We start from the raw sequence: 20,075 nt of genomic DNA, 5'->3' as shown, positions 1-20,075 counted from the left end.
CGCCTCCTTCAAGCCGCTGCGGTACGAGCGGTGACCCCTACGATCGCATGGCGGTCGAGCAGCGAGGCGAGGATGACCGAGCCTTGCGCGGCTGTCGGAATGAACAGCCTCAGCTTCCAGGAGATGATTTCGGAGATCAGCCCCAGCGTCTTCAGCCGGGGGACGATGGCTTCGTTGAAGCCGACCAACTCGACACGGTAGTCGTTCATGACCCGGCTGCGGCGCAGGATCAGGCCGTCGGCAAGTTGCAGTCCGACTCGGCCTTCAACAAGCCCGGTCCAGGCATCTTCCGGCGCGAGCCTCGGCACGTCGTCGAGGCCCAGATTTCGGAACATGGTCGCGACCAGCGTCGGCGCTATGTGACGGCCGATGATGCGCTCGCCGGCATCGGTCTGGATGCGGTAGACCTGGCAATCATGGTCCGGCAGGCGCCGCCAGATCGGCAACAGCAGACCCGTCACGATGTGAAAGGTGCTGGTAGTGAACTCCGAGACGGCGGCGACTTCGGCCTGCCAGAACTCGCAAAACAGCTTTCGGTCGGTGGGCTGCCAATGGGTTTCGGCAAGGGCGTTCAGGCCGAAGCGCAGCTCGTCGGTCGGACGAAGCAGACGCATCCGATGCTCGACGGTGCCGTCGTCGAGCATAAGGCTCGCCGTCGGAAGCTGGATTGCGGCGCGGTTCGACCGCGTGTTGACGAGCAGGACCCCTTGCGGCTCCGCCCGGGCAATGGCCAGCGCATCGATAAGCCCGAGCGGCCTGACACGGTCCTTACGAGCAACGGTCAGCACATGCGACTGCGCGCCCGAGACCGGATGCGTGTAGACTGTGCGCCTGTCGGTGACGATGATGCTCTCCGCCGTGATCGTCTCCAGCCCCTTGTCGTAATTGCCGGCGGCGATCGCGCCTTCTATTTTTCCCGCCATCAGCTGCTCGAACACTTCGAACAAGAAATTCTGGGTCTCGATGCGCAGTGCCAGCAGCCGGTTGAGCCAGGTCGTGATCGGCGGCAGCTCGTCACGCAGGCCGCCTTCGTCGGTGGTCAGCGAAAGGCCGGTGACGGTCTCGAATGTAGAAAGAGAACAACCTTCGATCCTGCCCTGGTGGAGCAGCATATAGAATTGGCGAAGTGCGGCCCGCGCGTAGGGGCTTTCGAGATTGTCTTCTGCACGGAAGAGCCCTGCCCCGCCGGTCTGGCGCTGGCCGCGTGTGATCGCGCCGAGCGTGTCGAGCCGTCGCGCGATGGTCGACAGAAAGCGTTTTCCCGCCTTCACATTAGCGGCCATCGGCCGGAACAGCGGCGGTTGCTTCTGATTTGTGCGATGCGTCCGGCCGAGCCCCTGGATGGCATTGTCGGCGCGCCAGCCGGCCTCGAGCAAATAATGCTTGCGCAGCCTCTGGTTCTTCGCGCCGAGATCGGCATGGTAAGAACGGCCGGTGCCGCCGGCATCCGAAAAGATCAGCACGCGCTTGTCGTCGTCCATAAAACTCTGGGTCTCGGCGAGGTTGGCCGAGCCCGGACGGTTCTCAACGGCGAGCCGGTCCATGCCATCGCCGCCGGTCTTTTTGACGATGCGCCGCGAGCGGCCGGTCACCTCGGCGACGGCCTCGGTGCCGAAATGGTGGATGATCTGGTCGAGCGCACTGCCGACCGGCGGCAACAACGCGACCCTCTCGATCATGTCGTCGCGTCGGCGAACCGCTTCGCGGCATTGGACGGGATTGCCGTCCGCGTCATGCACCGGCCGCGAATAAACATTCCCTTCGGCGTCCGAATATTCCTCAAACAACTGGGTCGGGAAAGAGTGCATCAAATACCCGCCGACATATTCGCGTGGCGTGACGTCGACGTGGAGGTCCGACCATTCCTCGGTTGGGATTTCTGCAAGCCGGCGCTCCATCAGCGCCTCGCCGGTCGATACGATCTGCACCACGGCCGAGTGGCCACCGGCAAGGTCCTGTCCGATCGCACCGATCAGCGTCGGCGTCATCATCGAGGTGATGAGGTGGCTGAAGAAGCGCTGCTTGGTGCTCTCGAAGGCCGAGCGCGCCGCGGCCTTGGCGTTGCGGTTCAGCGTACCGGAATCGCTGGTGATGTTGGCCGCCTCGAGCGCGGCGGTCAGGTTGTTGTGGATCACCTGGAACGCATCTGCATAGGCGTTGTAGATGCGGATCTGTTCCTCGGTCAGCGCGTGCTCGAGTAGATTGTATTCGACACCGTCATAGGAGAGCGAGCGCGCCGTATAGAGGCCGAGGGATTTGAGATCGCGTGCCAGCACCTCCATGGCCGCGACGCCGCCGTCCTCGATCGCCGCGACGAACTCAGCGCGGTTGGCGAACGGAAAATCATCGCTGCCCCAAATGCCGAGCCGTTGCGCATAGGCAAGATTCTCGACGGCCGTCGCACCGGTGGCCGAGACATAGACGACGCGAGCGTCGGGCAGCGCATGCTGCAGGCGCAGGCCTGCTTTGCCCTGCTGCGAGGGTGAGACGTCGCCGCGTTCGCTTTTGCCGCCGGCGGCATTGGCCATGGCGTGGGCCTCGTCAAAAACGATGACGCCATCGAAAGCTTTCCTGGTCCCCGTCGCGCCTTCGGCGCTCCCCGCCTCTTGGCCGACCCAGTCGAGGATCTGGGCGATGCGGGATTTCTTGCCCTCGCGTTCCTGGGAGCGCAGGGTCGCGTAGGTCGTGAACAGGATGCCTTCGGCAAGACGAATTGACGTCCCCTGCCGATAGCGCGAGAGCGGCTGGACGAGGAGTTTTTCCTGGCCAAGCGCTGCCCAGTCGCGCTGAGCATCTTCGAGCAGCTTGTCCGACTTGGAAATCCAGATCGCGCGGCGACGGCCCTGCAGCCAGTTGTCGAGGATGATGCCGGCGACCTGGCGCCCCTTGCCGCAACCGGTTCCGTCGCCCAAAAACCATCCACGCCGGAAGCGGACCGCGGCCTCTGCACCTTCGGGCGCGGCTGAGACGACGTCAAAGGTCTCATCGACCGTCCAGGCGCCGGCGAGATGGCCGCTATGCGCCTCGCCGGCATAGATCACGCTTTCGAGCTGGGCGTCCGACAGCAGGCCATCGTCGATCGTCGCGTCAGGGAGAAGCGGCCGGTAAGACGGCTTCGGCGGCGCGACCGCGGCCATGGCGGCCGACTGGACCAGCGGTGTCGGATGCGGCTTGGCGCGGGGAATCTCGATCGACTGGAGCGCATAGGGTTCGTAGATCGCGTCGGTGAGCCGGCCGCCCTCCTCCGGCATCCAATCGCGCAGCTCATAGGCAAGCGGAGCGGCAGGCGTGCTTGCTAGGCCGGGCCGGGTGGGCTTTTCCCGGGCGACCTGACGGGCTGCTGGTCGAATGACCCGCGCGGCTGTCCCGACCGCGGCGATCGGTGCGGCTCTTGCCGCGGTTTGCGCGCCAATGCGCATGGCGGCATTGCGCAGGATGCCGTTGGACAGGGCGCCGATCGAGTCCAGGAAGCCGCCCGGTGTACGGGGCTGAAGATCGGTGATCCAGGAGAGCAGCGTTTCGACGTCAGCCGCCTTGCCCGGCGATCGGACGAAGCCGCTCGGGTCGGCGGCCGGCACCTTGTCGATGATCGTCAGTCGGGTTTCGGCGGTGGTGCCATGGCGGGCGTAGACACGGCCGTCGATCGCCGCGGTGAAGACGACTGTGCCCTGCTGCTGCAGCCGTTCGAAAGCCGGCCGCCACTTGGGGTTTTCCGGAGAGAGCCCGGTCCCGGTGATGGCGACGAGACGGCCGCCGGCGCGCATCCGCGCGAAGGCCGAAGACAAGTGTCGCCATGCCGCATCGGCGACATGGCCCTCGACATAGGCGCCGACGCTCAAGGGTGGATTCATCAGCACGACTGACGGCTCTATAGCCGCATCGAGATGATCGTGGATATGGGCGGCGTCATGCCGCGAGACCGCCACGCGCGGAAACAGCAGACCGAGCAGACCGGCCCGTGTCGCGGCAAGCTCGTTGAGGGCGAGCGAGGCCCGGGCGACCTCGGCATGGACGGCGAGCAGGCCGGTGCCGGCCGAGGGTTCGAGTACGTGGTCTGAAAAGGTGAGCCCTGCGGCGTGAGCCGTGACGAAGGCGAGCGGCAGCGGCGTCGACAACTGCTGCATGGCCTGGCTCTCGTCAGACCGTCGCGTGTGGGTGGGAAGAAGTTCGGCGATCCGCTTCATCATTGCCAGGGCCGCCCGCGGCGATGCTGATCGCGACAGGATCGCCGGTCCGAAGCTGCGCAGGAACAGCACCTGCGCAGCTTCAAGCGCTTCATAGGCGTCCTTCCAGACCCAGAACCCTTCCGCATCGCTGCCGCCGAAGCTGCCCGTCATGGCAACGCGGAGCGCGCTGGTAGTGATCGCGTTGCCTTGCTCGAGGAATGGCAGAAGCTGCATTGCCGCCTGGTAGATCGCCTGTCCGTTGTCGATGGCGGCCGGTGCGGGCGTGGCGAGTGGAGCGGCCGTCCGGGCGGCGGCCGATGTGGTCGAAACGATGTTCATGGAGATGTCCTTCGCGAAAGGTGAGCACGCCCCGCGCCGACACTCTCTCCGCGCCGGCTGGGCCGCACTCCTCCCGCTCCCCTCTCCCTCTGGCGCCGATCCGGGTTGCGCTCGGCGCAAAGCCATGGCTTGTATGCGCGCACAGGGATGCGGCGGCGACCTGGAGCTAGCGGAGGTGATGCGACGGTTTCGTATTGGAAGTGCGGTCTACGAGGAGGGAGCGCCTGATCTGCAGGCCGCACTGGCGAACGCCTATGCCCGCAGGGAGCGTCCGCTATGCTTGTGCCGCGAACCGGGCTGTCCGATGTATGTCGCCCGGATCGGTGCCCTGCATCTGATCAAGCGCATGCCGCTCAGCGGCAGCGAGCACGATCCGTCCTGCGAGTCACATGAACAGCCTTATGATCTGTCCGGGCTAGGCGCCTTGATGGGCAGCGCGATCCAGCTCGATCCGCAAAGCGGGATGGCGACGCTGAAGCTGGACTTCAGCCTGTCGAAGACGGGGAGCCGGGCAGCTTCCGTACCTGCTGGCGAAAACTCCGCCGGCGTAACCGCAGATCCCAGGAGGATGTCGCTGCGTGGCCTCCTTCACTACCTCTGGCACGAGGCCGAACTGACAATCTGGACATCGCGATGGGCCGGCAAGCGCCATTGGTGGAATGTCCGTTGGCATCTGGTCGAGGCAGCCGGTCAAATGACGGTGCGCGGCGGATCGCTGGCGGACATCCTGTTCGTGCCCGAGCCATTTCGCGCCGAGAACAAAGAAGCGATCGAGCAACGCCGCAACGCGGTTCTCGCTGCGGGGCTACCGCCGAAGTCCGGTCCACGGAAGTTGCTGGTGCTGGTCGGCGAGGTCAAGGAGATCGTGCCCGCAAGATCGGGTCAAAAACTTGTCGTCAGGCATTTACCCGGTTTTCCCTTCATCATCGACGATGCGTTGCATCGGCGTTTGCAGGCACGCTTCGAGAAGGAGCTGTCACTGTGGGAGGCGGATTCGACGTCACATCTGATAGTGATCGCGACTTTTGGACTGAACCGGGCCGGCCTCGCCATTGTCGAGGAGATCGCGTTGATGGTGGTGTCCGAGAACTGGATTCCTTATGAGACGGTCCCTGAGAAGAGGCTCGTCGATGGGCTGGCCCGTCTTCGCGAGAAGAGCGTGAAGGGATTGCGCTACGACCTGCAACCCGACCAGCCGATCGCTAACGCATTGCTCCAGAACAGGAACGAGCCGGTCGCGCTGTTTGTCGTCCCGGCCGGAGCGGACGAGAGCTTCGCAGCCTCGCTCGACGAAATGATCGCCGCGCGACCTGAGATCGGCGCCTGGGTGTGGCGAGTCGGCGAGGGTGATATGCCCCCGCTACCGCTTTGAGCGTCGTTGCTGGCGCTCCTCAGCAAAGTGTTTCGCATGCCACGCCATCACCGTCCCGATCCAGTTTCCGGCCCCACGGGCAGTTGTGCAGATACCATTGGGCCTCGTCGCACGAGCCGATCTGTGAGCAATACCGCCGCGGCTCGCACGAATAGCCGCTCTGGGCTACCAGCTTACGGCTGAAGATGCCGAGCGGCTGGCTCGACGGCGCAGTGCCATCGCCGTGCGATGCACGCCAGTCCCACGGCGCTTGAAAACTGCCGACCCATAATCCGACCTTAGCCGCTTGCGCCCTGGTCTGCTGCACCGCATAAACCCCGTGGCTGTAACGGGGCCAGTCCAGCGCCTGACCGTGCTCGACCATCCACGCCGCAACGCTGGCGCCGTCGGCGCGCCGGCAGTCGCCGACGAAGCGGTGATAGCGATCCCAGGTCACGAACGTGCACTGCACCGGCCTCGAGGCGGCCATGAAGCCGTCCAGCGCTTCGGCCGATCGGCGGCCGCACGGATATTCAAAGCCCTTGGCGTCGTCGCAATACTGCTTGCTCTCCGGCGCGTCGATGCCGTTGAAGCGGATGCGTTGGCCGTGGATCTCGATCGTGTCACCATCGATGACGGAGGCGACGCCGGTGATCGGCTGCGGCTTCGGTCCGATCCAGTTCGAAAGGTTGAGCTCGGGTAGACCGTCGCTGTGCTGCATGGCTGTCTGCGCGACCAAGGTTCCGGCCGCGGCGACCGTCACGAAGATCAGCCGTCGTGGCACGCTCGCCCACCGCAGAGCGCGCGAACGTCTGGCGCCGGTGCGATTGCGCCACTGGTCAGCCCGATTATTGTGCCGAGACCTGTCCACCCCCATCTCCCCGGCGGGAGAATGCTCCCAAATGTGCCGGAGGTCAGGCATCCGTTTCCAAGGGCTTGTGTCCTGACTGCTCGTGCCAAATGACTTGTCGAAGGTCGCGCCAGTCGACTGCCTGGCCACACACAGGGCATTTATGGAAATGGTCGCGCTCGTCGGTATGCTCTTTCCCATGCCGGCGGCCGATGATCGGCGGCCCCAAATCGGAAAGCTTGGTCACCCCCGGAGTTTCCTGGCCTCGCGCTCCAAAGTCTTGCGGTCGCTGCCGTGCTCGCCAATCAGTTCCCGAACCTGATCGGGCGTGATGCGGTGCTGCTTGGCGAAGTAGCGCACCTCATAGTCCTCGTCGGCGGACACGCGGTCGCGGTCCCGAAAATCGCGCTTGGTCTTGTCGTCTGTCATAGCTGTTCCTCCCGGTGGTGAGGGAGAACAGCGACGGGGCGGGAATGTTCCGGAGCCTGCCGGCGGGAGCCGGCTGTCGTTCATTCCTCCATTGATGCCGACCCTGGTGGAGAAGCCGCCCGAGGGTGAAGGGTGGATTCACGAAGTCAAATTCGACGGCTATCGATCCCAAATCGTCATCGACAGTCAGGGCGTACGCATTTTCACCCGCCGCGGGCTGGACTGGACGGCGAAGTACCGGGACCTGGTAAAAGCGGCCGGCGAGCTCGGCGTCGACAACGCCATCATCGATGGCGAAATCATCGTGCTCAACGACAAGGGCCTGTCCGACTTCGGCGAGTTGCGCAAGGCCATCACCCGGCGCCAACACGATCTCTATTTCGTCGCCTTCGATCTCCTGCATTTGAATGGCCACGATCTCCGCGACATGCCGGTGATCGATCGGCGCGAGGTCCTGCAGGCGATGATCCCAATGGGCGGTCGCATCCAGTTCAGCGAGGCGCTGCCAGGCACTGGCGCGGCCGTCTTTCACCTTGTCGAGCAGGCCGGGCTAGAAGGCGTCGTTTCGAAGCGTAAAAACAGCGTCTATCGCAGTGGCAACTCGACCGCTTGGCTGAAGGCCAAGGCATACAGTATTGACGAATACGAACTGCTTGGCGTCGAGCGGGAACCGGGCAAGCCGGCATTTGCTTTGATGGCCGAACGCGACACAGGCCGGTATGTCGGATCGGCTTTCATCACCCTAAATCGCGAGATGCGAGAACGGCTTTGGCAGCGTGTGCAGGAGCACGCCGGGTCGGCGCCGAAAGGTATGAAGCGTCCGGCGACACAATGGGTCAAGCCGGGGCTGATCGGACGTGTGAAGCACCTGCGTGGCGAGGAAGACCTCCGGCATGCTTCGCTGCAGGATTTTCGGGAGGAGGAGAGCCAGTAGAGGGCAGAGATGTGACTGAAGAGGCTATGGCTGCCGCGTTGGCCGCCAGGAATAGGGACGCCCAGATCATCGGTGTGCTGGACACCACCACCAAAGCCGATGCTGCGATCGACTGCTGCTCTTTGGGCGAAGCCATTCGGTTTGTCGCCAATGCTTCGATCTTGGGCTACGACGTCCGAGCCGCGATGGTTATCTACGGCGAACGAGGAACGCCGAGCCTCAGGGCCAGAGATTGCGAGCAGCTGTGGAAGAAATATGGGGAGGCTCTCCTACAACGATCTGAGTCAGACCTCAGTCCGAGCTAATTGACTCGAAGCTGACTTTTTTTGGGTGTATTTTCCGCTCGTCGTCCTAACGAGTAGAGGCACGCGGATGCTAGGGAGCGACGATTACACTTCGGTTCCGGAACAGCCGGCGGCCATGTTGCCATACGGCGTGGCGGATTCCGACGATCTGGCTGTCTTGGCGAAGGTATTCAACGACTACTGCGCAAAGTATCGGGTGGTCAACGAGCAGGACCGCGAAGCCATTGCGCTCAAGATCATGTGCCTTTTCAGGCGCGGCTTGATCGACCCTGACCAGCTATCGGCAGAACTGGAAAGGGTAGGCTAGCACCAGGCAACGCTAGCCATACTGGGCTGCCCGACCGGCAAATCCTGTGTCACCTCCATAGCTTGCCGGGCTGCTCAGCCTGTTGTTCCCAAGTGGCCGGCGCCCTCTCGTTGGGGAGAATTGCCTGAATAGACGCCGGCCTGGCGAACCGTGGTCCGCCATATATGCAGATCGGCTAATCTACCTCGAAAGGACATGGTGTGATCGCGTAAGGGCTAGAGCGCCTTGCCTGCCCGGATCATCGCCCTTGCAAGCGCAAGCTCAGTCTCGACCCTGGCGTTTTCCTTCTGAGTCATGTTGTCGGCCGCGATCAGCCGCCGCACAGAGCGCATTATCTCGCCGCGTGCCCAGCCGGCCGCTAACATGCAGTCGACGATCACCTGGAAACCCGGCTCCATTGCTTCCTGACAATCGACCTCGCGATCGGCGTACTCGCCCTCATGCCTTGGCGCGCTGATCATGCGTTGCCTCCCACACTGCTCTCATCGTCCAGCACATGCGGCACGGGCAGATAAGCATTCGCAACGAGCCACTCGCCGACGATCATCTCCACCAGGTCCGGTTTCGCCACTCCCATCTCAGCGGCGAGGCTGGTCAGCGCGTCGTCTGTTCTCGGGTCAAGACTGAGCCCGCCCACGTTCCTGAGCAGCAGCGCAGCCCTTCGCAGCAGTACCTGCAAATCGGGCCGCGACGTGTCTGCAATATGGTCTGCGGTGCTTTCCAGTTCCTGCACGAATTGATGGCGGGACATCGGCCATGCTCCCCTAGAGGAATTTCTCACCTTCGCCGCGATGCTCGAAACAGAACCAGTGCGACGCCTGCTTCGGCTTGGCGAAACCCCAACCTGCATCCTTGCTGCAGCCGTCGTGCTCGCAAACGTGATGCTGCACGCCGACCGACGTGGCGTAATCGGGCTTGGGCAGTCTGATTTCGTCGCTCATGAGCAATAGTGAACAAAATGGGAACAAAAGAGTCAAGAGACCCCTTGACCGTATGGGAATATGTTCTCAATTCGAATGCATGCCCGAGCAACCGGAAAAGTGGCCGCGAGGCGCCGCCTGGACCCTGACGCATGCCCATGACGCTGGGCAGGTGGCGGGCATCCGCTGCGCCCACTGCAACGTCACGCGCTATTATAAGCCGGCCGAGCTGCGGGAAGTGATCGGCAACGTCACGATCGACGAGGTGAGGGACAAGGTGCGCTGCCAACAGTGCAAGAGCCGGGAGTGGATGAGCGCACAGCTATTCCACCCAAGCGGCGAGCAAGCCCACACGATCCGCTATCGCCGCTTAGTGCAAATTCGCTGGGAGAAGCGCGTGATTTGGCGCGATGAGTGATGGCGGGATCCTTAGTCCCAATCCTGGTCAGGTGGGGCGGGTCGACGATTCCAGTTTCTAACGGCGCTTAATTCGTCGATGCAGACCGGATCCGATGCGCCGCAGTTTTCGCATCTGATCGCAACGCGGCCCAGCCGTCACATACGGCCTTACCTCCGAGCCCGTGCAAAACGGGCAAGGCTCCGTGGTCATCGCGTCGGACGCTTTTTGCCCGTGCTCTTGGACGATTTCGCCGAAGCCTTCCGGCCAAGCCCGCTCGCCTTCGCCAGCGACGACCGCTGCGCCGCGTAGTTCGGCGCCACCATCGGGTAGTCGGCCTTCAATCCCCACTTCGCCCGGTACTCGTCGGGCGTCAGCCCGTAGTGCACGTTGAGATGGCGCTTCAGCGACTTGAACTTCTTCCCGTCCTCAAGACAGACGATGTAATCCGGGAACACCGACCGCTTCGGGTTCACCGCGGGAGCCTGGGCCGGCTTCTCGGGTTCGGCGGCCTGCCCGATTTTCGCGAGCGACGAATTCACGCTTTCGATGAGATCCGGGAGAGATGCGACAGGTACGGGGTTGTTGCCGACGTAGGCAGAAACGATATCAGCAGTTAACTCTATCAGGTTGGTCGTCTCGTCGGCCAAGATGAATCTCCTTGTCGCAATTCCTCGCCGTAGTAGCTTTTGGTGACGAACTAATCAACTACACTGGTTGCTGAGATAAAACCCGACATGTCTGATGAGTGTCGGCACCCTCCATGTTCGACAAAGGACATATCCTGCATCGAGCGCCGTCATTCGCCGCCAGACAAATGCACCAGTCACTAACAGCCGGCGGCTTCCGATGACTGTGCACAAACCGACTGCGTCAATTGCAATCTCGGGCTTCTTGGGGGCAAATCTTGCCGATGGCGGCGGATGAGCTGGACGCGTTTGTTTTCCGGATGGCGGTCGAAAGCGTCCTGGCGCTTCCTCTTGGCTTCACGGAAAAAGTCGCGGAAATCGCCACCAGGAGCCACGGCGTGCTGCTTTTCGATTTGCGGATCGATGGCGACATGGAACTGCAGCGGATCGCCGCCATCCGGTATCCAAGCAACCAGACGGGCGTTCTGACGCTCGACAAGCGGGGCGCGGTGACCAACCATTGCTTGGTCAATGGCACGTTCTCCAGCTTTATCGCTCCTCTGAAGGACTGGAACACCCTGCCTCTGGCGAAGCAGGCCAGGACGAGTATCGCCGGCCAGACTGGCCTCTTCATCGGCGCGTTACGCGACGCCGGATACATCCCGCGCTGCAGTTCCTGATGGGAAGTGTGTTCAGCGACTGGTCTCCATCGCCGGCTGCCAACAACAGGACACGGGAATAGTCCGTATCCGGTCTGCCCTTGATGCGTGGCTCGCTCAATTCCGACGCAATCGGGCTGCGGACAGGAGTTCATCGATCTCGCGATCCGACAGATCGTCGAGCAGCTTGAGGGCAGCGCCGTCCCCCTTAGCGTTCACGAGAATGGTGCGCTTATGGCGACGATCGGCCGCCTCGGCTTCGGGAGGAGCATTGCCGGCGCCCCCCTTTAGGTTGGCAGGGTTAGCATTCCAGATTGCCTCGAGCTTCTCCTCGCGCGTCATGCTGTCGACCGCACCCGTCTCGTAGGCCGCGATGGCGGCCCGCATGACGTCCGGACTGTTTTTGTTTGAGAGGTCGCAGAAGCCGTGGAACCAGCGTTCGCGGCCGCGGATGCGGATCGAGAAGAAGACGCTGGTCACATATCCGGACTTATATTCGGACAGGCCGAACATCCCTGTGCGCTGGAAGAGCGGCGGCAGGAGCGCGAGCATGAAGCGATATTCGCTTTCAAGAATCTCGAACCATTCCCCGGCGTAGATGGCGCCGCAGAGAGCATCGACGCCGACATCGTTGCGGTGGCGGTTGAACAGTGAAAACATCTCTTCGCGGGTCGCGGCCCCATCGAAGACTTTTCGGAAGGTGGGATGGTCGGACATGCCAGATTTCCTTTGGGCACAAGCCTTCGGCTCCGGCGGGGTCGCTCCCGACGGCCGATAGGCTGTTGACGATGGCGTTTTGGCGGTTGCAACGAGCGTTGCGGCCGGTCAGGCGGCGCGGGACCGGGATGGATCATGATGACCTACGCCGGTGATGGCGCGGACGGCCGCGGCAAGGGCCGAAACATCGTCAAGCATGGCGAGCGCGACGAAGTGGTTTGGGCCGCCGGTGTAGTCCTTGCGGCCCTTGCAGGTCCGTATGAGAATGCCGTGACCAGAGGAAAGCCCGAACTGGCTGGCCTGGATATAGACGCGGGCGTGATGCAAGGTCACCTCGCCCGAGACAGCCACCCCGGCCATATTGGACCGCAGGTCGTAGCTGCCCGGCGGCAGGTTAAGTTCGGCGGCGAGCCTCCTCAGCCTTGAACGTGCCGTCGTGTGAAAGCGTCTTTTGTGCTGCTCGTCATAGGAGCAGCTCTTGTCCCACTGGAACATATCGACCTCCATGAAAGGAAAGCGCCCGGAATCGCTGTGGCGATCCCGGGCTTGTGAATTTTGGAACTGAGCCCGGCAGGGGTACCGGACCGATGCCGAGCGGGAGCCTTCTATTCGGCGGCCTGGAGGTGGTCCGTCTCCACGCCGTCGTTCGTCGCCGGCTCATCGGAGGACGGGTCCGCATCGCCGGCGAGGAAGGCCGGCAGTTCGGCTGTGTCGCCGTCGAGAGCCGCTTCGTCCGAGACGCCGCCGACGCCGGCATCGCCAGCCGCCTCACTGACCTCGAGGCGCAGCGGCTCGGGCAGCCAGTTCGATCCTTCGAGAAGACGGGCGGCTTCGCGGGCCATGATGTCCTTCTTCATGTGGTCGATCAGCTGCGCGGAATCCGCGCCACGGGCTTCGCGGACAGCCTGCAGGATCCTCGCCTTGGTAAGGCGCCCGAGGAACTCGACCGTGGGCGTCCAGCCGGCGTCGACCATATCGAATTGGAGCGAACGGCCGAGCACGTCGGCGTGCGCAAGCGCCTTCGATCGCCTGTTCCAGGGTTCCACCACGGCGTTGAGGGTCAGCGAGACGCAGTGCGCGAACAGCGCCTTGCGGCTTGCCTCGTCCAGGGTAAGAAGGAAGTCCCACAGGCGTTCCGCCTCATCGGGAAGATCGCGATCCCAGGCTTCGTGCCGCTCGGTGATTTCCTTTGCCCAGGACGTCTCGGCAAGGCCATCGACCTGGCCGAAGCTGCCGCTCTTCAGGCTGATCTCGAGGCAGGTGTCCTGCGCGAAGCGATAGAATACCTGCAGGACGAAGGCATGGAGTGCGGCGACGAAGGCGATGTCGACGTCACCGGCGAGCGCATTGCGGAGCGCCAGCGTCCGCTGCGCGGTCAGGTCGAAGACGAGCCGATCAGGCAGCGGCTTGATTGAGTCGTCCTCACCGTCATCACCAGAACCGTCGTTCACCGGTTTGCCGTTGACGACAACACCATCGCGTTCACCGTCAAACTGAGCTTCACCTTCGCCCTCGCCGATGTCGCCGGTCTCAGCCCGCGGCTCGTCCTCGGAGCGCACGAATCCGGGCTCGACCTGAAGCTCACCGTTTGCGGCAAGTGTTACGAACACACCGGCAATGGCCTTTTGTGCCGGGTCGTAGCTTCGAGGACGATCGTCGATCGCGTCGAGCTCGGCACCCAGCTGGTCGAGCTTCGCCTCGATTGCCTCGTCGGCTTCCTCGGCCGCGGCATAATCCGCGTCGAGCTTGTTGTATTCGGCTTTCAGCGCGTCGTGACGTTCAAGCTCCTCGGCGCTCAGCTCCTGCGCCTCGGCATAGATGCGCCGCATGCCGGAGCTGTGTCCGTAGGGAAAGCTGATCGCCGCCTCGACCCATTTCCAGCCTTCGGTGCGGATCGTCTCGGCATCCACCTTCAGCTTGTCGAAGACGAGCTGCTCGAGCAGAGCAGCATCCTGGAACCAGCCGCCGGAATCCTGCTCGAACAGGTCGCGAAGAATGACGCCGCCGGCTGCCTCATAGGCTTCCGCGCCCACATAGACGGCCCGGCGATCATCGGCCCGCACCGTGGTCTCGGTCAGCAGGCGCCTGATGTAATAGGGTTCCTGCATGTGCGAGCTGGAAACCCGGTTCCAAACCTGCTCCTGGCGCGCATGGTCGTCGGTGATCGAAAACGCCATGATCTGCTCGAGCCGGACCTCGTCCTTCTCGTAGAGGTCGAGCAGCTTCGGGGACACGGAGGCGAGCCTGAGGCGTTGCCTCACCGTCGCGGGCGATACGAAGAAGCGGGCGCCGATCTCGTCGGGATCGAGGCCCTGATCGCCGAGCGTCTTGAAGGCACGGAACTGGTCGAGCGGATGCAGGTCGGCGCGCCGCAGGTTTTCGGCGAGCGAATCCTCCTCGGCCGAGGTCTCCTGCCCTCTGTTGACGATGCAGGGGATCGGCTCGTTCTTCGCCAGCCGCTTCTGCTTGATGAGGATGCCCAACGCGAGATAGCGGCGGCCGCCGGCGGGCACTTCGAACGTGCCGGTCTCCTCGCCCTCGCCGTCAAGCACGGGACGGACGTTCAGGCTCTGGATAAGCTTTCGCCGTCCGACGTCTTCAGCCAGTTGCTCAATAGACACGCCGTCCTTGATGCGCCGGACATTCTTTTGCGACAGCATCAGCTTGTCATAGGGAATGTTCTCCGCGCCGTTCATCGCGATCTTCTGAATGGCCTTTGCCATGGTCAGCTTCTCCATGACGGGCGGCCCGGGGCCTCTCCCCGAACCTCCAAGCCCGTCACCGCCTCCCCTCCCCCCTCTGCCTCTCCCGGCTCGCGCCGGCGCCGGCTGCCTGCCGGTCGAGGTGACGCCCCCGGTTTGAAAAGCCATCGTCCCGGCACACGGCCCGTAACTGAAAAAGGAAAGAACGCCGTCCTCGTGCTCTCGAGGACGGCGCTGGCTTGACGGAGACGACAGACGCAAGACCGGCCCTCCAAGCCGGCATCGGAAGGATCAGGCGGCGAAATCGAGAAGCTTCTTGGCCTTGCCCTCCATGTCCAGGCGAACGTCCTGATGCGACTTGTCGCGCGCGACCCGCGTGATGCCCTGTACGAAGTCGAAAATCGATTCTGGCGGCCGCCCTTCCTCAAGCAGGACAGTATCGATGATCTTTGCGGTCTCGGACTTGGAGAAGCCGCGCTTGCGCAGGAAGCTCTGGCGATCTTCGTCGTCCCGAGCGACGATCCGTTGCCGTGCCGCCTTGATGCCGTTGACGAACGGCATGGGTGAGGAATCGGCGAACTGGATTAGGGCCGGCTCGGCTTCCAGGGCGAAACGCGAGGCCGCATACTTTGAATGGCGGATGGTGATTTCTTCGAAATCTTCCACGCCCCACAGATTTCGGTTCTGACACACCGCGCGCAGATAAAAGCTGGCGATCCCGAGGGTGCGGGATCCGACTTCGGAATTCCAGCAGTAGAAGCCGCGAAAATAGAGATCAGGTTCCCCGTTCGGCAGCCGACCGGCCTCGATCGGGTTCAGATCGTCGACTAGGAAAACGAAGACATCGCGATCAGACGCGTAGAGCGTCGTGGTGTCTCTGGAGATTTCGACGTTCGGATTGTAGATCCCCGTCGACCAGTCGAGCACACCGGGCACCTTCCAGCGCGTGTCGCCGGTGCCGTTGCCTGCGATCTTCTGAACGGCTGCGACCAATTCTGAGTCGAATATTCTGCCATAGTCCGGGCCAGTTACGGCCCGCAGCTCGAGGCGCCCGTTCTCAATCTCCAGCGTCTTCACCTGCTCGCCGCGGTGGTTAAGGAGACCATGCTGGAGGTTGATCGCCGCGAGCGGCGCCGGAAGCTGGCGCAAATAGGCGGACGGCGCGCCGACAAGGTTGGCGAGCTGGCCAAAGCTCCAATGCGTCGGCGCCACAGGGACAGGTGCATCGGGCAGCATTAGCCGCAGGCGCTCCGGATCGTCGCGGCTAGCCTCAACGCGAATGAGCTCACTTTCGACGATGCGCGTCTTGCTGCGTTCGGACCGGCGCTTCACCGCATTGTGGAGATCAGTGAGCGACAGGTAGCGTTCGTCCGCCGGTCGGTTGAACCATTCCGACGACACGCGGCCGATGCGCCGGCCGCGGCTGACGTCGACCCTATACCCGGCTTGATTGCTGCGCGTGGGCGTGTGGATTTCCATCTGTGTCATGCTATTAGCTCCGCGGCGAGCGCCGGAAGTCTCTCTCCCGGACCTCCGCCCGCCACCGCTAGCCCGCCCACCCTCTACCTCTGTTCGCCTCCGCGCCCGCTACAAGAGCCGCGGCAGCGCCCCCACCAGTCGATACCCCGGGAAGGCTGGTGCCCCCGGCGGAACGCTTGGCCGAAACGCCTCGTGTGGGCCAAGCACCGCTAACCCGCCGGGCCTACAGGCCATTGCTGGTGCATGTATGAATGACTGGTGTCATGGTACGCAGAGACGTACCGAGGTCGGATGAAAGTGTGATGGCATGTCGAACAGGTTCGTCCGACCCGTGGTCGTGCAGGTTGGCCGACATGAGCGTGAGCGCGTCATAGTTGACGTGAACGACGCCGCGACGATCTTGCTGCGAAGTTTCCCTCATCAGACGAAGAAGCGAAAACTGGCTATGGATGCATGTCTTCAAGTTCTACGCGGCGAAGCCCAGACACCAGTTGCCCGACGGGCCTTCGTTGCGGCGGCGTTAGAAGCGAGGATGCTACGCAGCGACTGAGTTCCTCGTGAAGCTTAGCTGGCTCCCATGTGACCACCGTCGCGGCCTTACCGACACTTTTGCAGCCTATAGCGACACCGACGACGAGCAGCGGCATCAGGTCTAATCGTCGTGGTGCACGGAAGCCTTGCTCTTCCGTCCAATTGGCAATTCAGGCTGCCCAGTTCGCTTAGCTGCGGTCGTTCTACGTCGCCCCCATTTGCTCGTCACCATGCTTTTGCGACGGTGTCCCGCATCTTGAAGACCGGGGGTTCCGAACGCATATTTTCCACCTGCGCCGGCCATGCTGATGGGCCAAGCGCAATGTCGACCAAGGTGGAGGATGTCATGAACGATAAGATTTTTGAGAGTCCCATCTTCGTCAAGGATGGACCGTTTACGATTGCGGAGATCGCTTCCATAGACGATGCGATTGATTTTCTCGACGAATGGCCGATCGAGCTGCAAGACGTCCTCCATGAGACGACCATGCGGGTCTGTCATTCGGCTCATGATGGCCGCCACCCGCTTTCGTCGGCCCGCGCTGCCTTTGTCGAATGGGCCAAGTCCACCAATATCCTGGAGGACATCGCTACGATCCCCGCTTGGATGACCGGACCGAAATCCGGCCCTGGGGGCGTTCTGGCGTAATACGCCGATGGCATCGTGTGAAAGTGAAAACAACAGCTCCCCCATCATTGAAGGCCAACCTTCAGGTCGCGCAATACTTTGGCAAGCCCGATCTCTGAGAGAAGCTCCCCGTGCGCCACCGCCCGAAGCTTCAGGATCGCACGATCGTAAACCGCCACATTTGTCTCCCCTTCAGCCGCGACGGATAAATGATCCCATCTGCCTTGGAGGGGTGCTCGTGAATGGCCAGCGACCAACGCCGCGCCAAGCTCTGCTTCGATCCGCGCGCGACGTCACTGGGGATTCCCATCCGCAAAGGCCCGTCGTCGCGCAGATCGACGAGAGATAGGGCCTTGGTCACCTCAATGGTGGCGTAGCTCCGGATGGTCAGGTCCCGTTCGTCGAGCAAAAGATCGTCGATGCGACCGTCACCCTGATCGCGCATCACCGCCTCGACGAAGCACACTTTCAGACTGCTGCCGAGGTAGACGACGCCGAAGCGATTGCCAGGCAGGCGGCGCCGAGGATCACTGAACCGGGTGGCGCTCCGAAGCCTAGCGGATCTTTGAATCGGGTGAAGAAGATGCGTCCAAACTGCGAACCAACGTCGACTGTCGCGATATCGAGCACGACAGTCGCGAACCCGGATGGAGGATCCAGCCCTGGCACTCAGACGAAAGCGCCGTCGGCAATGCTGTCGGCAACGGCGAGCGCCTCATCCGTTTTGCCGCGCCGCAACGCCTCGCGGCCGGTCATCCCATCGAGCTCGGGATGAGCCTGGACAAGAAAGCGATATACCGACCACGGGCCACCGCCGAGCCGCTCGAAGAGACGCGGCAGCGCCGCAAACGGCTTCCCGTCCTCGCCGATCTGCCAGGCCGGAAAGCGAAAGCCCCGCTTGGCGCCCTCCAGACCCAACACCTGGTGGTTTTGCCGCTTGGTATTGACCGTCATCCTGGTCGTGCCCAGCAATGCGGCAAACTGGTCAGCACTCAGCATGTCGTCGCCTACGAGGATTGTCGCGGCGCGGACTTTACCTCGCGCACGCGCTTCATCAAGTGCTGCAGCCAGATCGTCCGCACTGCCAGCGGGCTTCTCCAACGGAGACACGGCCGTGTCTCCTGTGGGGTCAACCTCAACGCGGAAACTTACCGTCCGCCCGGCCGCTTGGCTTTCTGCCATCGCCTTGCCATAGCCAGCCAACAACGCCTTCACGTTGCCCGGCTTTGCCGAAATGAGGTCAACAACATTGCGGGGCGCACGGAAAGTGACACCGGCCGCGCCCTTGGGCAGCGCTACGCCTGCTTTCGTGATGAATGCGGTGGTCAGCATTGCCTGGGCGGAACGTCCGGCCGGCCGTTTGGAACCGCGCTGACTCGATTTGCTTTTGACGTTGGCCATATCGCACCTTTGTAACCAATATGGTTCCATGCGCCAGTCTCGTCAAGTTCGTAAAACAGGGGCTGCGTGGCCAGTTGCATCCGACAATCGACGCGAAGCTGTTCAAACGACCCCCCAGGCGCGAAATCTTCCCCGGCCCGTCATCTCGCGCAAGCCGAGCTCGCTAATCAGATTGAGTGCCCCCTGCTTCGAGACCTTCAAGCGCGCCTGGATTATTCCCGTTGAGACGAGGGGGCGCGACAGAACCAGTTCGACAAGGTCGGGCAATCTGGAGCTTACTCGTCGCTCACGCAACCGCCGCTCCATCTGGCTCTTCGCCAGGACCAGACGGTCGTGCTCCCTCAATCCAGTCAGCGCCGCGTCCTGGATGGCGTCGACAAAAGCCAGCAATCGATCGTTACGCAACCGTGCCCGCCGACGCTCCCGCGGAATGTTTTTGGCCCCTGTATGCAGGCAGACGAGATGGCTGGCGCAGAGCCCTTCTTGCCGAAGCAGCGCAGCCACCAGCAGCGGTCCGAGCCAGGTGGCATGCTGCAGCACCTCGATTTCGAACCAGGCGTCGAGCAGGATCGCCGCGCGCAGAACCACCGGCAGCTGGCGCGTTGCGGCGAGCACGTCCTGCCACTCGGCGAGCCGTGCGTCCTCATCCCAGTCGAGATCGTAGACCAGACCCGGTCGGTCAGACTGCGACGCGGCCTCCCTGCGAGCTGGCACTCCCCCACCTTCCAGCACTTTGGAGGTTCGCTCGAGCACCGCGTCGATCGCCGCAAACTCCTCGCCCAGCGGATCTGGATCGTCCGCCTCCATGGACTCGTCAAGGCCGACTGCCAAAAGCGGCCCTCCGTCCCCTTCCCGACCATTCTCCGCCGGCGCCGCCAGGCTGCCCCGTCCCGTCAGCTGCCGCAGCCCTTCGCGGCCGAGCGCCCAGTCGGCGGCGCGGGCAAGAATCTGGCGACGGGCGCGCAGCACGGCATGCGCGCGGGTGAGCTCGTGGGTGGGCGCGCGGACGTCCATGTGCGCGTCGTGCAGGACGAGGTCTTCCAGATGCACGAGCTCGCCCTCGAGCCAGAGCACTGCCGCCGCATCGGCAAAATTCTGCCGCTCGAGCCAGCCGTCTCGGACGGAAGAACGCGCCAGCCGCTCGTCGAGGCGCGCCAAAACCTCTGTCGCGCGGGCAACGGGCGCGAAAAGGCTCTCCAGAGGCAGTGCGGCGGCGTCATAAACCATTGATTTACCTTAACATGATTCGCGAGAGTCCAGCTATCTCGCAGTTAAGTTGACTCGCAGGGGGTCTGCCCTCGCGGCCTTCTCACTACCGATAAGTACCTCTT

At 63.0% G+C, this 20,075-nt stretch carries 23 protein-coding genes; 8 read left to right on the top strand and 15 right to left on the bottom strand.

Going from position 1 to position 20,075, the window contains the following annotated elements; all coding sequences use genetic code 11:
* Window positions 1-8: 8 nt before the first annotated feature.
* A complete protein-coding gene (locus P9228_RS22495) occupies window positions 9-4,505 on the bottom strand; it encodes a strawberry notch family protein (protein ID WP_278055702.1) in 4,497 nt (1,498 codons plus the stop codon).
* Between the two features lie 178 nt (window positions 4,506-4,683).
* Here P9228_RS22495 and P9228_RS22490 point away from each other — a divergent pair, with 178 nt between their 5' ends.
* Window positions 4,684-5,877 (top strand): DUF1173 domain-containing protein, encoded by a 1,194-nt coding sequence (locus P9228_RS22490; protein ID WP_278055853.1) that lies wholly within the window; start codon window positions 4,684-4,686, stop codon window positions 5,875-5,877.
* Between the two features lie 19 nt (window positions 5,878-5,896).
* Here P9228_RS22490 and P9228_RS22485 read toward each other — a convergent pair whose 3' ends face one another.
* From P9228_RS22485 to P9228_RS22475, 3 genes are all read right to left on the bottom strand, one after another.
* Window positions 5,897-6,640, bottom strand: coding sequence for an excalibur calcium-binding domain-containing protein (locus P9228_RS22485; RefSeq protein ID WP_278055700.1), 744 nt, complete (start codon window positions 6,638-6,640; stop codon window positions 5,897-5,899).
* Between the two features lie 130 nt (window positions 6,641-6,770).
* Entirely contained in the window at window positions 6,771-6,953 is a 183-nt protein-coding gene (locus tag P9228_RS22480) for a hypothetical protein (protein ID WP_278055698.1), read from the bottom strand.
* On the bottom strand, window positions 6,950-7,135 hold the full coding sequence (locus P9228_RS22475) for a DUF3606 domain-containing protein (RefSeq protein WP_278055696.1): 186 nt from the start codon (window positions 7,133-7,135) through the stop codon (window positions 6,950-6,952). Before P9228_RS22475 ends, P9228_RS22480 begins: the two co-directional genes overlap by 4 nt.
* 94 nt (window positions 7,136-7,229) lie before the next feature.
* On the opposite strand from P9228_RS22475, the gene P9228_RS22470 reads away from it, so the two are divergent.
* The 3 genes from P9228_RS22470 to P9228_RS22460 all read left to right on the top strand — a co-directional run bounded on the left by P9228_RS22470 (window position 7,230) and on the right by P9228_RS22460 (window position 8,681).
* Window positions 7,230-8,069 carry an ATP-dependent DNA ligase gene (locus tag P9228_RS22470; RefSeq protein WP_278055852.1) on the top strand — a complete coding sequence of 280 codons (840 nt, stop codon included), beginning with the start codon at window positions 7,230-7,232 and terminating at the stop codon, window positions 8,067-8,069.
* A gap of 26 nt (window positions 8,070-8,095) precedes the next feature.
* Window positions 8,096-8,374 (top strand): hypothetical protein, encoded by a 279-nt coding sequence (locus tag P9228_RS22465; protein ID WP_278055694.1) that lies wholly within the window; start codon window positions 8,096-8,098, stop codon window positions 8,372-8,374.
* 115 nt (window positions 8,375-8,489) lie between these two features.
* Window positions 8,490-8,681 carry a hypothetical protein gene (locus P9228_RS22460; protein WP_278055693.1) on the top strand — a complete coding sequence of 64 codons (192 nt, stop codon included), beginning with the start codon at window positions 8,490-8,492 and terminating at the stop codon, window positions 8,679-8,681.
* A gap of 215 nt (window positions 8,682-8,896) precedes the next feature.
* Here P9228_RS22460 and P9228_RS22455 read toward each other — a convergent pair whose 3' ends face one another.
* From P9228_RS22455 to P9228_RS22445, 3 genes are read right to left on the bottom strand one after another with little or no spacing between them, the layout of a single operon-like run.
* A complete protein-coding gene (locus P9228_RS22455; RefSeq protein WP_278055691.1) occupies window positions 8,897-9,142 on the bottom strand; it encodes a hypothetical protein in 246 nt (81 codons plus the stop codon).
* Entirely contained in the window at window positions 9,139-9,432 is a 294-nt protein-coding gene (locus P9228_RS22450; protein WP_278055689.1) for a hypothetical protein, read from the bottom strand. Before P9228_RS22450 ends, P9228_RS22455 begins: the two co-directional genes overlap by 4 nt.
* A gap of 13 nt (window positions 9,433-9,445) precedes the next feature.
* A complete protein-coding gene (locus P9228_RS22445; protein WP_278055687.1) occupies window positions 9,446-9,622 on the bottom strand; it encodes a hypothetical protein in 177 nt (58 codons plus the stop codon).
* A gap of 79 nt (window positions 9,623-9,701) precedes the next feature.
* Between P9228_RS22445 and P9228_RS22440 the strand changes: the two genes are divergently transcribed.
* The gene (locus tag P9228_RS22440; RefSeq protein ID WP_278055686.1) at window positions 9,702-10,019 is read left to right on the top strand and encodes a hypothetical protein; all 318 of its coding nucleotides are present in this window, start codon (window positions 9,702-9,704) and stop codon (window positions 10,017-10,019) included.
* Between the two features lie 188 nt (window positions 10,020-10,207).
* On the opposite strand, the gene P9228_RS22435 is transcribed toward P9228_RS22440, so the two are convergent.
* Window positions 10,208-10,648, bottom strand: coding sequence for a MucR family transcriptional regulator (locus P9228_RS22435; protein WP_278055685.1), 441 nt, complete (start codon window positions 10,646-10,648; stop codon window positions 10,208-10,210).
* Between the two features lie 263 nt (window positions 10,649-10,911).
* Here P9228_RS22435 and P9228_RS22430 point away from each other — a divergent pair, with 263 nt between their 5' ends.
* Window positions 10,912-11,307 carry a hypothetical protein gene (locus P9228_RS22430; protein ID WP_278055850.1) on the top strand — a complete coding sequence of 132 codons (396 nt, stop codon included), beginning with the start codon at window positions 10,912-10,914 and terminating at the stop codon, window positions 11,305-11,307.
* 96 nt (window positions 11,308-11,403) lie between these two features.
* Here the strand turns inward: P9228_RS22430 and P9228_RS22425 are convergent, their stop codons facing one another.
* The 4 genes from P9228_RS22425 to P9228_RS22410 form a co-directional block, all read right to left on the bottom strand.
* The gene (locus P9228_RS22425) at window positions 11,404-12,003 is read right to left on the bottom strand and encodes a DUF1419 domain-containing protein (RefSeq protein ID WP_278055684.1); all 600 of its coding nucleotides are present in this window, start codon (window positions 12,001-12,003) and stop codon (window positions 11,404-11,406) included.
* 108 nt (window positions 12,004-12,111) lie between these two features.
* On the bottom strand, window positions 12,112-12,498 hold the full coding sequence (locus P9228_RS22420; protein ID WP_278055683.1) for a hypothetical protein: 387 nt from the start codon (window positions 12,496-12,498) through the stop codon (window positions 12,112-12,114).
* Window positions 12,499-12,608: 110 nt separating this feature from the next.
* A complete protein-coding gene (locus tag P9228_RS22415; RefSeq protein WP_278055682.1) occupies window positions 12,609-14,726 on the bottom strand; it encodes a ParB/RepB/Spo0J family partition protein in 2,118 nt (705 codons plus the stop codon).
* A gap of 270 nt (window positions 14,727-14,996) precedes the next feature.
* Window positions 14,997-16,193 (bottom strand): DUF932 domain-containing protein, encoded by a 1,197-nt coding sequence (locus tag P9228_RS22410; protein WP_278055680.1) that lies wholly within the window; start codon window positions 16,191-16,193, stop codon window positions 14,997-14,999.
* Between the two features lie 298 nt (window positions 16,194-16,491).
* On the opposite strand from P9228_RS22410, the gene P9228_RS22405 reads away from it, so the two are divergent.
* Together P9228_RS22405 and P9228_RS22400 are read left to right on the top strand one after the other, a co-directional pair.
* On the top strand, window positions 16,492-16,734 hold the full coding sequence (locus P9228_RS22405) for a DUF982 domain-containing protein (RefSeq protein WP_278055678.1): 243 nt from the start codon (window positions 16,492-16,494) through the stop codon (window positions 16,732-16,734).
* 327 nt (window positions 16,735-17,061) lie between these two features.
* A complete protein-coding gene (locus P9228_RS22400; protein ID WP_278055676.1) occupies window positions 17,062-17,364 on the top strand; it encodes a DUF982 domain-containing protein in 303 nt (100 codons plus the stop codon).
* A 130-nt stretch (window positions 17,365-17,494) separates the two neighbouring features.
* Here the strand turns inward: P9228_RS22400 and P9228_RS22395 are convergent, their stop codons facing one another.
* From P9228_RS22395 to P9228_RS22385, 3 genes are all read right to left on the bottom strand, one after another.
* Complete coding sequence (locus P9228_RS22395; protein WP_278055848.1) at window positions 17,495-17,857, bottom strand: RES family NAD+ phosphorylase; 363 nt, start codon at window positions 17,855-17,857, stop codon at window positions 17,495-17,497.
* A 155-nt stretch (window positions 17,858-18,012) separates the two neighbouring features.
* Entirely contained in the window at window positions 18,013-18,744 is a 732-nt protein-coding gene (locus P9228_RS22390; RefSeq protein ID WP_278055675.1) for an XRE family transcriptional regulator, read from the bottom strand.
* A gap of 102 nt (window positions 18,745-18,846) precedes the next feature.
* A complete protein-coding gene (locus tag P9228_RS22385) occupies window positions 18,847-19,971 on the bottom strand; it encodes an RHE_PE00001 family protein (protein ID WP_278055673.1) in 1,125 nt (374 codons plus the stop codon).
* Window positions 19,972-20,075: the final 104 nt, after the last annotated feature.

Source organism: Mesorhizobium sp. WSM4898, assembly GCF_029625845.1.
Lineage (GTDB): Bacteria > Pseudomonadota > Alphaproteobacteria > Rhizobiales > Rhizobiaceae > Mesorhizobium.
Note: the sequence above shows the minus strand (reverse complement) of the source record. Positions and strands in the feature narration are given on the sequence as shown.